Consider the following 13,227-nt stretch of genomic DNA (forward strand, 5'->3'; position numbering starts at 1 on the left):
TGATGTGGTACGCGTCGGGGTGCCCGGCCGGCCCGCGTGGCTCCACGCGGGCCCGTTCGGGCCTGCTCCTGCCGGGGCGAGCGGGCTGCGCCGGCTCAGGAGATGCCGAGTTCGTTGTCGATGAAGTCGAAGAGGTCGTCGTCCGTGCCCGCGCCGAGACGGGCGATCACCGCCGAGGTCGGGTCCTCCGGGGCGGCGACGCCGAGCCGGCCGAGCAACTCGTACAACCGGGCGACCGCGTCGGCGCGGAAACCCTCGTCGGTACCGGCTCCGGCGTTCAACAGGTCGGCCAACGACACTTGCCAGCGGTCGAGTTCGTCGAGCAGTCGGCCGCCGTCCGGGGCGGCCGGGGCCGGGGCGAGCAGGTCGCGCAGGTGCTCGGCCAGCGCGATCGGGGTGGGGTGGTCGAAGGCCAGCGTGGAGGGCAGGTCCAGGCCGGTGCCGGCATTGATCCGGTTGCGCAGCTCGATCGCGCCGAGCGAGTCGAACTCGGCTTCCATGAATCCGCGTTCGGGTGCGATCGCGGCGGGTCCGTCGTGGCCGAGCACGGCCGCGGCGGTCTGGCGTACGAACAGCAGCAGTTCGCGGCGCTGTTCGTCGACGGGGCGGCCCGCGAGTCGGTCCCGCAGGCCGGCGGCGGGCTTTCGGGTGGTCCGGGCGGCGCCGCGCTGGGCGGGCACCCGGGCCTGGCCGGCCGCGCGGGTCAGGCCGGCGAGTACGCCGACGGCCGCGTCCGGGCGCAGCGTGCCGGTGTCGATCCGGGCCGCGATCGGTGCGGGCAGTGGGGTGTCCAGGGCCCGGTCGAGCAGGTCGAGGGCGGTGTCGGTGCGCATCGGGGCCAGGCCGCTGCCCGCGAGCCGGCGCCGGTCCACGTCGGTCAAATGTGCGGCCAGGCCGCCCGCTTCGGCCCAGTGGCCCCAGCCGATCGAGGTGGCGGCCAGGCCGAGACTGTGCCGGTGGTGGGCGAGGGCGTCCAGGAAGGTGTTGGCCGCGGCGTAGGCGCTCTGCCCCGGGTTGCCGAGCACACCGACGGCGGACGAGTAGAGCACGAAGGCGGACAGGTCCAGGTCGGCGGTGAGCGTGTGCAGGTGCCAGGCGGCGTCGACCTTGGGCCGTAGTACGGCGTGCAGGCGATCGGGGTCGGTGCCGGTGAGCGCGCCGTCGGCGACCACACCCGCGGTGTGCACGATCGCGGTGAGTGGGTGTGCGGTCGCGATGCCGTCCAGCAGTTCGGCGAGCGCTGTCGGGTCGGCCACATCACACGCGGCGATCTCGACCGAGGCGCCGGCGGCGGCCAGCTCGGCGCGCAGTTCGGTGGCGCCGGGGGCGCTCGGGCCGTGCCGGCCGACCAGGAGCAGGTGTCGGGCGCCGTGTTCGGCGACCAGGCGGCGGGCGGCGAGGGCGCCGAGGGTGCCGGTGCCGCCGGTGATCAGGACCGTGCCGGCGGGGTCGAAGGGGGTGGGGGTGGGCGCGATGGTGAGGACGAGTTTGCCGGTGTGTCGGGCCTGGCTCAGCCGGCGCAGCGCCGGGATCGCGTGTCGGGCGTCCCACGCGGTGACCGGCAGCGGGGTGAGCGTGCCGGACGCGAACAGCGGGGCCAGGACCCGCAACATGTGGGCGATGTGTGCGGGATCCAGGGTCAGCAGGTCGAAGGCGCGGTAGTCGATCCCCGGGTGGGCGGCGCGCACCTCGGCCGGGTCGCGCGGGTCGGTCTTGCCCAGTTCGACGAACCGGCCGCCGGGGGCGAGCAGTCGCAGCGACGCGTCGGTGAACTCGCGCGCGAGCGCGTTGAGCACGATGTCGACGCCCCGGCCGGCGGTGCCGGCCCGGAATCGGTCCTCGAAGTCGAGGGTGCGGGAGGAGGCGATGCGCTCGTCGGGCAGGCCCTGGGCGCGCAGCGTGGGCCACTTGGCCGGGCTCGCGGTGCCGTGTACGTCGGCGCCCAGGTGGCGGGCGAGTTGTACGGCGGCGGTACCGACCCCGCCGGTCGCGGCATGCACCAGGACGGATTCCCCGGCGCGCAGTCCGGCCAGTTCGACCAGGCCGTGGTAGGCGGTCAGGAATGCCACGGGGACGGTGGCGGCCTGGGCGTACGTCCACCCGGCCGGGATCGGGGTGAGCAGGCGGTGGTCGACCACGGCCTGGGACCCGAGCACACCGGGCAGCAGGCCCATGACCCGGTCGCCGACCGCGAGGTCCGTGACGTCCGGGGCGACTTCGAGGACCCGGCCGGCGCCCTCCGCGCCGATCCGGGCGGCGCCGGGGTAGACGCCGAGGGCGATCAGGACGTCGCGGAAGTTCAGTCCGGCCGCGCGCAGTGCGATCCGGACCTGCCCGGGCGCCAACGGCGCGCCGGCCTCGGGGGCCGGCAGCATCGCGACGTTGTCGATCGTGCCGGGTTCGGTGACGTCGAGCCGCCACGGCTCCTGGGCGCGCGGTGGCTCCAGCGCGTCGTCCGGACGCACCCGGGCCAGGCGCGGTGCGAGGATGTCGCCGGCGCGCAGCGCGAGTTGCGTCTCCGGGCCGGCGAGCGCGGCGGGCAGCGCGGCGAGCGAGTCGGGATGGATGTCCAGGTCGAGCACCCGCAACCGGCCCGGGTGTTCCCCCGCGGCGGCCCGGACCAGGCCCCACAGGCCGGCGGCGGTCGGGTCGCGCACGTCCTCGCCGGGGTGGGTGGCGATCGCCTCGCGGGTGAGCAGGACCGGTGTGATGTCGCCGAGTGCGGGGTCGGCCAGCCAAGTGCCCAGCAGCGTCACGGCCCGCTCCGTGACAGCGTGGGCGGCCACGACCGTGCCCAGTTCCGGGACGGGTCGGGCGAACGGGACCAGGACGCGGGCGGGTCGGGCCGCACCCGCGGCCAACGCGGCACGCAGCGCGTCGAGGTCGGGGTGGAACACGACGGGCCGGTCGTCGGCCTCGGCGAGGGTGGTGAGACCGAACGGGTCGGCGGTCTCGCCGAGGATCACCCAACCGTCGTCCGCCGCGACCGACTCGCCGGGCGGCACCGGCATCCAATCCACCCGGTACCAGGAGTCCGCGGCCGAATCCGCGCCCGAGCCCGGAGCGCCCGGTCGGGTCGCGAGCCGCTCCGCCGGGATCGCGCGCAGGGTCAGCCGGTCGATCGTCACGACGGGCGTACCCCGGTCGTCGGTGGCGGCCAGGGCGATCGTGTCCGGGCCGATCGGGCTGATCCGGACCCGCAGTTCGCGGGCGCCGGCGGTGTGCGCGGCGGCCCCGGCCCAGGCGAACGGCAGCCGGGTGGGCGCGGCCGGGTCGGTGCCGGGCAGCAGTGCCACCACGGCGTGCAGCGCGGCGTCGAGCAGCGCGGGGTGGACTCGGTGGCCGATCTCCTCGACCGGTTCGGGCAGTTCCACCTCGGCGAGCAGGTCGTCGCCGGCCTGCCAGGCGGCGATCAGGCCCTGGAAGGTCGGGCCGTAGTGGTAGCCCAGGGCGGCCAGGCGGTCGTAGACGTCGACGACGTCGATGGGGCTCGCTCCGGGCGGCGGCCACGCGGTGTCGGTCGGCGCGGGGGTCGTGTCCCGGGCCGGGTCCAGTCGGCCGGTGGCGTGTCGGGTCCAGGTCTCGGTGCCGGCGGCGCGCGAGTGTACGGTCAGGGCCCGGGTGCCGTCCGGTTGTTCGGCGCCGACGGCGAGTTCGATCCGGACCGGCGCCGCGTCGGGCAGCACGAGCGGTTCGGCCAGCACGAGTTCGCCGACGCCGCCCGCACCGGTGCGCTCGGCGGCGTACAGCGCGAGGTCGACGAAGGCGGTGCCGGGCAGCAGGACCGTGTCCTGTACCGCGTGGTCGGCGAGCCAGGGCCGGTTGGTGGTGGACAGGGTGCCGGTCCAGACCCGGCCGGAGCCGTCCGCGCGGGTCAGATCCGCGCCCAGGAACGGGTGTTCGCTCGGGTCGAGACCGGCCGAGGTCGGGTCGGCGCTCGCCCGGGACGGGTCCAGCCAGTGCCGGCGACGCCGGAACGCGTAGGTGGGCAGGTCGACCCGGCCCGGCTCGCGCCGGCCGCGGGTGGTGGTCCAGTCGACGGGCGTACCGGTGACGTGCAGCCGGGCCAGCGCATGCGTGAAGGTCGTCGGTTCGGGGCGGTCGGCGCGCAGCGCGGCGACCACGACCGCCGACGGGTCGTCCAGGTTCGCCAGGGCGAGCGCGGTCAGCACGGCGTCGGGGCCGAGTTCGAGGAAGGTGGTCGTGCCGAGGTCGGCGAGTCGGCGAATGCCGTCGCGGAAGCGCACCGCCTCGCGGATGTGCCTGACCCAGTAGTCGGGATCGGCGAGTTCGGCGGCGTCGGCGAGGTCCCCGGTCACGTTGGACACGATCGGGATGCGCGGTGTGCCGAAGCGCACGCCCGCCGCCACCGCGCGGAACTCGTCCAGCACGGCGTCCATGTGCGGGGAGTGGAAGGCGTGGCTCACCCGGAGTCGCCTGCTCTTGCGACCGGCGGCCCGCCACCGGTCGGCGAGCGCTTCGACGAGGTCGGCCGTACCGGAGATCACCACCGAATCGGGGCCGTTCACCGCCGCGATACCGACCTCGGTCGGGTGTTCGGCGATCAGGGCGGCGATCTCGTCCTCGGTGCCCTGGAGCGCGATCATCGCACCGGTGGCGGGTATTCGCCCCATCAGGCGACCTCGGGCGACGACCAGCGCGGCGGCGTCCGGGAGGTCGAGCACACCGGCGATGTGGGCCGCGGTGAGTTCGCCGATCGAGTGGCCGATCAGGTGGTCGGCCCGCACGCCGTACGCCTCGACGAGTCGGTACAGCGCGGTCTCGATCGCGAACAACGCGGGCTGGGTGTAGGCGGTTTCGCCGAGCAACGCGGCCTCGGCGCTGTCCGGTTCGGCGAACAGCAGGTCGCGCAGCGGCCGGTCGAGCGCGGCGTCCAGGTGCGCCAGCGCCTCGTCCAGGGCGCGGCCGAATACCGGTTCGGCGGCGTACAGTTCGCGACCCATGCCGACGCGCTGGCTGCCCTGGCCGCTGAACAGCACGGCGAGCGGCGCGCTCGGGCGGGCGGCACCCTCGATCAGATTGGCCGCGTCGAGACCGTCGACGAGCGCGTCGAGTCCACGCAGCAGGTCGTCCCGACCGCCACCGGTGATCACCGCGCGGTGGGCGAGGGTGTCCCGGGTGCCGGCCAGGGCCAGGGCCAGGTCCCCGAGCGCGAGATCGGGACGCTCGGCCAGGTGTGTACGCAGCCGGGCGGCCTGGGCGGGAAGTGCCTCCGCGCTCGCGGCGGACAACGTCCACGGCCCGGCGTCGTCCTGGGTCGCAGCGGTCGGCCGCGCCTCGATCGGGGCCTGTTCCAGGATCACGTGCGCGTTGGTGCCGCTGATCCCGAACGAGGACACCGCGGCGCGGCGCGGCCGATCGGCGTCCGGCCAGGGGGTGGGCTCGGCGAGCAGGCGCACCCCGCCGCGGGCCCAGTCCACGTGCGGCGACGGTGCGTCCAGGTGCAGTGTGCGGGGCAGTTCGCCGTGCCGCATGGCCTCGATCAGCGCGATCACGCCGGTGACACCGGCGGCGGCCTGGGTGTGTCCGAGATTGGACTTGACCGAGCCGACGAGCAGCGGCCGATCGGCCGGCCGGTCCGCGCCGTACGTGGACAGCAGCGCCTCGGCCTCGATCGGATCGCCCAGGGTGGTCCCGGTCCCGTGCGCCTCGACCGCGTCGACCTCGGCCGGGCTCAGCCCGGCGTCGTGGAGCGCGGCGCGGATCACCCGCTGCTGCGCCGGCCCGTTGGGCGCGGTCAGCCCGTTGGACGCGCCGTCCTGGTTGATCGCGCTGCCCCGGAGCACGGCGAGTACGGGATGCCCGTTGCGGCGCGCGTCGGAGTGGCGCTCCAGCAGGACCAGGGCCGCGCCCTCGGCCCACGCGGTGCCGTCGGCGGCGGCGGCGAACGGCTTGCAGCGACCGTCGGGGGCGAGTCCGCGCTGCCTGGCGAACTCGGTGAACATGCCGGGCGTGGACATCACGGTGACCCCGCCAGCCAGCGCGAGTGTGCACTCGCCCGCGCGCAGCGAGCGTGCCGCCAGATGCAGCGCGACCAGGGACGACGAGCACGCGGTGTCGATCGTCAGCGCCGGCCCCTCCAAGCCGAGGGTGTACGCGAGCCGGCCGGACGCGACGCTGGTCAGCGCGCCGGTGAGCAGATGTCCGGCGTGGTCCTCGGAAGCCTCGTGCAGGCGCGGCCCGTACTCCTGCGGCATGGCGCCGACGAAGACGCCCGCCCGGGTGCCGCGCAGCGTGCTCGGGGCGATGCCCGCCCGCTCGACCACCTCCCACGCGGTCTCCAGGAGCAGCCGCTGCTGCGGATCCATCGCGGCGGCCTCGCGCGGGCTGATCCCGAAGAAGCCCGCGTCGAAGGTGTCGGCCGCGTGCAGGAATCCGCCCGCGCGTACGTAGGTCGTCCCGGGCCGGCCGGGCCCGGGGTCGGGGTCGTGGAGCGCGTCGAGGTCCCAGCCCCGGTTGGTCGGGAACGGGCCGATGGTGTCGGTGCCGGTCGCGAGCAGGTCCCACAGCGCCTCGGGGGTGTCCGCGCCGCCGGGCCACCGGCCGCCGGCCGCGACGATGACGATCGGGTCGTCCTCGGGCGCGGCCGGCGCCGGGCCGGTCCCGGGCCCGCCGCCATCCGCGGGCACGGTGCCAGCCGTGCGGTGCGCGAGATGGGCGGCGACGGCCCGGGGGGTCGGGTGGTCGAACGTCAGCGACGCGGACAGCGCGGTCCCGCTCGCGGCGGTCAGCCGGTCGCGGAACTCCAGTGCGCCGACCGAGTCGAAGCCGAGGTCCTTGAAGGTGCGATCGGGGTCGACCGCACCGGGGCCGGCGTGGCCGAGCACGACGGCGGCGGTGGCACGGACGAGGGCGAGGGGGTCGGGGGCGGCGTGGCCGGGACCGTCGCCGAGGTGCGAACTCCCGTTTTCGGTGGCGGAGTTGACGGCGCCGATGTCTCCGGCTCGGGTGGACCCGGCCGCCGGCGCGTCCCGGGGCGTCGCCGCCGGTTCCGCGATCCAGTGCGGTGTCGGCAGGAAGGCGTACGTGGGCAGTTCGGTCCGTCGGGCGTCGGCCGGCAGTGCGGCGGTCCAGTCCACGGGGACGCCGTGGACGTAGGCCTGGGCCAGCGAGGTCACCAACCGGCGCGCCCCGCCGTCGTCGCGCCGCAGTGTGCCCACCGTCAGCGCGGCGGCGGCATCCGCGGAGCCGGCTTCGTCGAGGATCTGCCGAAGTCCCATGGTGAGCACGGGATGCGGGCTCGACTCGACGAAGACGCGCCGGCCGTCGGCGAGTGCGGCGCGGACCGCGTCCTCGAAGCGCACGGTGCCGCGCAGGTTGCGGTACCAGTAGTCGGCGTCCAGCCCGGCGGTGTCCAGCGGGCCGCCGGTGACCGTGGAGTAGAACGCGATGTCGCTCGATACCGGTGCGAGTGCCTCGAGTTCGCGGGCAAGGTCGGCGCGCAGCGGCTCCACGTGGGCCGAGTGCGAGGCGTAGTCGACCGGGATGGACCGGACGTCCACGCCGGCCTCGGTGTAGTCGGCGAGCAGCGTGTCCAGCGCGTCGCGGTCACCGGAGACCACGGTGGACGAGGGCCCGTTGATCGCGGCGATCGCGATCCGGCCGGCCCGTACGGTCGGCGCGGCGCGAACCTCGTCGGCCGGGAGCGGTATGGAGGCCATGCCGCCGCCGGGCGCGAGGCCGGCCAGGAGCAGGCTGCGCCGGGCGACCAGGCGCGCGGCGTCGGCCAGGGTGAGCGCACCGGCGATGTGCGCGGCGGCGATCTCCCCCTGTGAGTGGCCGATCACCGCGTCCGGGCGCACGCCGAACGCCTCCCACAGCCGGGCCAGCGAGACCATCACGGCGAACAGCGCGGGCTGTACCACGTCGACGCGGTCGAGCCCGGGCGCCCCGGGCACGTCCCGCAGGACGTCGTGCGGCGACCAGTCGACGTGCGGCGCGAGCGCGTCCGCGCAGGCGTCCAGGTGTGCCGCGAAGACCGGGGATTCGGCGCGGAGTTGCCGGGCCATGCCGATCCACTGGGAGCCCTGGCCGGGGAAGACGAACACGGTGGAGGTGTGCGGGTGGGCGACGCCGGTGACCGCGTCGGCGCTCGGCAGTCCGGCGGCCAACGCGCCCGCCGCGTCGCGGAGTTCGGCCGATTCCTCGCCGAGGAGCACGGCCCGGTGGGCGAACGCGGTGCGGTGGGCCGCGAGGGTGAGTGCGACGTCCCCGGGCGCGGCGTCCACCGCCGCGAGCCGGCCGGCCTGGCCGGGCAGCGCACGCGGGTCGCGGGCGGACAGCGGCCACGGCAGGACGGACGCCACGAGCGCGCGGGGGCCCTCGGGCGCGGGCGCCTCGCCCTCGGGTACCTCGTCGGCCACCACCGCGGGCGCCTCGCCCACCACCACGTGGCAGTTCGTGCCGCCCATCCCGAACGAGCTGACTCCCGCGAGCAGCGGCCGGTCCGGGCGCGGCCACGGTCCCGCTTCCGTCAGCACCCGCAGTCCGTTCCCGGCCGGGTCGGTCGCCGGGTTCGCGCTGGTGTGGTGCAGGCTCGCGGGCAGCGTGCGCCGGCGGATTCCGAGCACCGTCTTGAGCAGTCCGACGATGCCGGAAGCGCCCTCCAGGTGGCCGATGTTGGTCTTCACCGAGCCCACCGCGAGCCGGTCGGCGCCGGTGCGGCCGGCGCCGTAGGCGGTCCCGAGGGCGGCGGCCTCGATCGGGTCGCCGACGCGCGTGCCGGTGCCGTGCAGTTCGACGTACTGGATGCGGTCGGGCGCCACCCCGGCGGCGGACGCGGCGCGGCGCAGCACGTCGGTCTGGGCGCCGACGTCGGGCACCGTGAGGCCGTCGGTGTCGCCGTCGCTGGTGATCGCGCTGCCGTGGATCACCGCGTGGATCGGGTCGCCGTCGGCCAGCGCCCGCTCCAGCGGCTTGAGCAGCAGCACCGCGCCGCCCTCGCCGCGCACGAAGCCGTTGGCGCGGGCGTCGAAGGCGAACGAGCGGTGGTCCGGGGACAACGCGCCGAAACGTTCCGCGGCGACGGTGCTCTCCGCGGCCAGGTTCAGGTGCACACCGCCGGCGAACGCGACGGTGGACTCGCCGCTGCGCAGGCTCTCGCAGGCCAGGTGTACCGCGACCAGCGAGGAGGACTGCGCGGTGTCGACGGTCAGGCTCGGGCCGTGCAGGTCCAGGGCCCAGGACAGGCGATTGGCGATCAGCGCGCGAGCGACGCCGGTGAAGGTGTGCCGGGTGATCGCGTCGGTTCCGTACCGGTGCACCACGGTGGACCAGTCGCCGGCGATCGCGCCGACGAACACGCCGGCCCGGGTGCCCGCGAGGGATTCGGGCAGGAGGCCGGCGTCTTCGGCGGCCTCCCACCCGAGTTCGAGGGCCAACCGCTGGTGCGGGTCCATCGCGTCGGCCTCGCGCGGCGAGATGCCGAAGAACGCCGCGTCGAAGGTGTCCACCCGGTCGAGGTAGCCCCCGGGCCGCAGGTCCGCGCCGCGCCGGCGCTCGGCGCCCGCCTCGCCGACGGCGTCCACACCGTCCGCGAGGAGTCGCCAGAAGGCGGCGGGGTCGGCGGCGCCCGGCAGCCGGCAGGCGGTTCCGATGACGGCGATCGCGCCGCCGTGCCGATCGCGGTCGCCGGCGGTGTTCTCACTGGTCGTCATCATCGCGGAGTGTCGCCCCCCATGCCGAACGGTCCGATCCCGAACGGCGACGAGTGCGCCGAACGATCTCAGGATTCGTCCGGCGCACCCCGCCCGAATACCCCTGTCGATCCCCTACCGACCCCATAGCGGACGGGCTCCGGAACGACCCCTGTCGGGGCATGCCGAGGGCCGCCGGACATTCGCCTCGGCGGCCCCGGTCACGCTCCCCGATCGGGGTCTTTTCAGCCCGCGATCTCCTCCTCCAGCCAGGGCGGCAGGTCCAGTCGGCGGGCCACCCCGAGCTTGCGGTACACCCGGGTCAGGTGTTGTTCGACGGTGCTGACCGTGATGAACAGCCGGCGGGAGATCTCCCGGTTGGTCTGGCCCTGGGCGGCCAGCGCGGCGACGCGGCGTTCGGCGTCGCTCAGGCCCGCGCCGGGCTGCTCGTCGGTGCCCGGGGAGCCGCCCGAGGCGGTGGCCGGCAGCGTGATGCGCGCCGTTTCGCGGTGTTCGGGTCGCCCGGGGCGTTCGACGATCCGGTCCGCCTCGCGGTTCGTGGCGGGTTCGTGGATGGGCGCCGGCTCGGGTGTCGTGCCGCGCAGGCGCGATATCGCGCCGTCCCGGTCGGGTACGGCGGCCAGCCGGTCGGTGCGCGGCAGGGTGTGCGGCAGCTCGGCCCGGCACACCTCGGACAACTGCCGGGCCCGACGGGCCGCCCGTCGGGCCCGGCCGAAGTCGCCCAGTTCGCGGTAGGCGTTGCCGAGTTGGGCGAACACCAGGGACAACTCGAAGCGGTCCCCGCAGGCCTGGAGTTCACGAATCGCCTCCCACAACAGCGCCGGGCGGCGGCGCAGTTCGACCACCGACGCCTGCACGCCGAGCGCGAGCCCGCGGGTGCGGGACGGCTCGTCCGCGAGCCGGTCGAACTGTTCGGCCAACAACTCGCGGGCCGCGTCGTGGTCGCCGAGGTGCACGTGGGCCCGGGCCGCCTCGACCCGCCAGGGCACCAGGCCGGGCAGGTCGATCCGCCACGCCGTCATCAGCTCGCCGCAGGACAGGAAGTCGTGCAGCGCCGCGTCGGCGCGGCCGGTGGCCAGGTTGTACCGCCCGCAGGCGTGCAGGTAGTGCAGTCCGGCCGGGGTGTGGAACATCGCGCCGGGCACCGGGAGTTCCAGGAGCCGGGCGGCCTGGTCCCGGTCGCCGCGCGCGACCGCGGCGACGATCCGGGCGGCCAGCGGAACCCCTACCGCAACTCCCCAGCCCTCGGGGGCGATCCGGGTCAGCGCGGTCGCGGCGCTCTCCTCCGCGCCGAGCAGGTCGCCCTGGCGCACGGTGATCTCGCCGAGTACCGCCGAGAACAGCGCGTGGGCGATCGGGCTGCGCCGGCCGGCCGCCCGGTCGATCAGCGCGACGCACCACTCCTGGGCCTCGGCGGCCCGGTCCGCGTACACCAGCGCGGTCAGCGCGGAGGTGAGCGATTCCACCGTGGCGTCCTCCAGGCGCGAACCGCGCAGGATGCGCTCGGCCCGGTCGCAGACCCGGTCGGCGTCGAGCCGGCCGGCCAGGACGTCGGTGAGCAGGTCCAATCCCTCGATCCGGCCGATGGTCGCGGGCAGCGGGGACACCTCGGCCCCGTATTCGGGCAGGTCCGCGTCGACGGCCGGGTACCAGTACTTGAGCCAGACCCGGGCGGCCCGGGTCTCGGCGGCGGTGAGCCAGTCGGCCGACTCGCCGGGCGCGCACGACTGCCGGCTCGCCTCGATCACGATCCTGGCCTCCTCGAGCCGGCCGTACCAGGCGAGGTAGCGCACGCACACCAGCGCGTCCCGGCCGCTGAGCCGGCCGTCGCGCACGGCGGCGGCCAGCCACGGCACGTGTCGCGCGGCGGCGGCCGGGTTGACCAGCCATTCCAGTCCGATCAGGAAGGCTTTGATCGAGACCCGGGTGCACTCGTCCGGGGCGATGCGTTCGGCCAGCTTGAGGTAGTCGACGGCGAGGCGCAGATCGCCCTCGGCGACCACCGCCTCGGCGGCTTCGCGCAGCGTGCGCACCGCCCAGGGCGCACGGAACTCTCCGGCGCCCGCGAGGTGTTTGGCCACCGCCTCGGACGGCGCGCCGTCGATGTGGCGCAGCGTGGCGGCGCGGCCGTGTCCGCGTTCGCGTTCCGGCCGGGTCATCGTGTCCAGCACGGCCGCGCGGGCCCGGTCGTCGCGAAATCGCCCGCAGGCGACGAGTCCGGCGTCGTTGAGGGTGCGTGCCGCGCGGGTGGCGGTGGCGGGTTCGAGGTCGACCAGTTCGGCCAGGCCCTCACTCGTGCCCGACTCGCCGAGCAGGGCCAGCCCGCGCGCGACCTCCACGGTGGCCGGGTCCAGGCGGTACAGGCAGCCGACCAGGGCTCGGCAGTAGGCGTCGGCCGCGGTCGCCCGAAGCGGGCGCCGGGCGCTGTCGGTGCGGTGTCCCGCGCCCATGTCCTCCAGTAAGGCCCGGATCAACAGCGGGTTGCCGCCGGTGAGTTCGAGTACATCGGCGGTGAGCCGGGCGGCGGCGCCCGCCCCGACGGCGGGTTCGAGCAGTTCGCCGACCGAGGCGCGGCCGAGCAGGCCGAGTCGGATCCGCCGGTGGTGCGGCTGGCGTTCGACGTCGGCGGAGAAGGCGGCGAACGCCGCCGAGGGGGCTGCGGCGTATTCGCGTTCGCCGAGCAGGACGAGCACCCGTGCGGTGCGGACGCGCCGGATCAGGTGGGCCAGGAACTGCAACGACACGGGGTCGGCGTGCTGGATGTCGTCCACGACCACCACGACCGGCCGTGACTCGGCCAACGTCAGCACCACCGCCGACAGTTCGTGAACGGCGCGGACCGTGGTCGCGTCCAACGCGTCGGTGCCGGCGAAGGCGGCGGTATGGGCGCCGTCGTCGAGGAGCCGGTCGATCCGGGTCTGATCCTCGTCGGCGAGCGGGGCCGACTGGAGCAGCTGGCGCACCACCCCGAGCGGGAAGTCCTGCTCCATCGGGGTGCCGATGGCACGCAGGAACAGCGCCTCGTCGGCGGAGGGCCGCTCGGCGAAGGTGTGCAGGAGCGCGGTCTTGCCGACCGCCACGGGCCCGCAGACGGTGATCGCGCCGCCGACCCCGGTCGCGCAGCGGGCCCGGGCGTTATCCAGTCGGCTGAGTTCCTCGGTTCGCCCCACGAAAAACACGTGCCACTCCCCCGGCGGAAATCCAAGTGTTTCCGCTTGTTGAATTAGCTATTGCCGTTGATTAACATTTGCGCACGCCGATGACACATCGGGGCCGCGGCGCCGCGGAATATCTCGGTTCGACGGCTCGTCGGCGCACGACGGCCGAAACACGCGTTATCGGGCCCGATCCGCGGGGGCCGCCGGGCCTGCCGACGCGCCGAGGCGGCCTCGGACGTCGGGGTGGGATCGATCCGACCCCGGTCGAATCACGGAGGATTCAGCGACACAGCCCGCTGGACATGCGGGCGAGGTCCACGTCGAGGCGGGACACCAGCGCGAGGCGCCAGGCGCTCGCTCCACGGGTCCCCTGCACGGCCGTCTCCGAAAAA

Annotated in this window: 2 protein-coding genes; both read right to left on the reverse strand. The window is 75.2% G+C overall.

What is annotated here, in order from left to right; all coding sequences use genetic code 11:
- Window positions 1-95 precede the first annotated feature (95 nt).
- On the reverse strand, window positions 96-9,677 hold the full coding sequence (locus B4N89_RS04465; protein ID WP_078979107.1) for a type I polyketide synthase: 9,582 nt from the start codon (window positions 9,675-9,677) through the stop codon (window positions 96-98).
- Between the two features lie 224 nt (window positions 9,678-9,901).
- On the reverse strand, window positions 9,902-12,856 hold the full coding sequence (locus B4N89_RS04470) for a helix-turn-helix transcriptional regulator (RefSeq protein WP_078974556.1): 2,955 nt from the start codon (window positions 12,854-12,856) through the stop codon (window positions 9,902-9,904).
- Between the last annotated feature and the right edge of the window lie 371 nt (window positions 12,857-13,227).

The organism is Embleya scabrispora (assembly GCF_002024165.1).
Lineage (GTDB): Bacteria > Actinomycetota > Actinomycetes > Streptomycetales > Streptomycetaceae > Embleya > Embleya scabrispora_A.

What these genes read in the sequence shown, in the direction of transcription:
- B4N89_RS04465 (WP_078979107.1), bottom strand. Translation starts at nt 9,677, where the DNA reads ATGACGACCAGTGAGAACACCGCCGGCGACCGCGATCGGCACGGCGGC.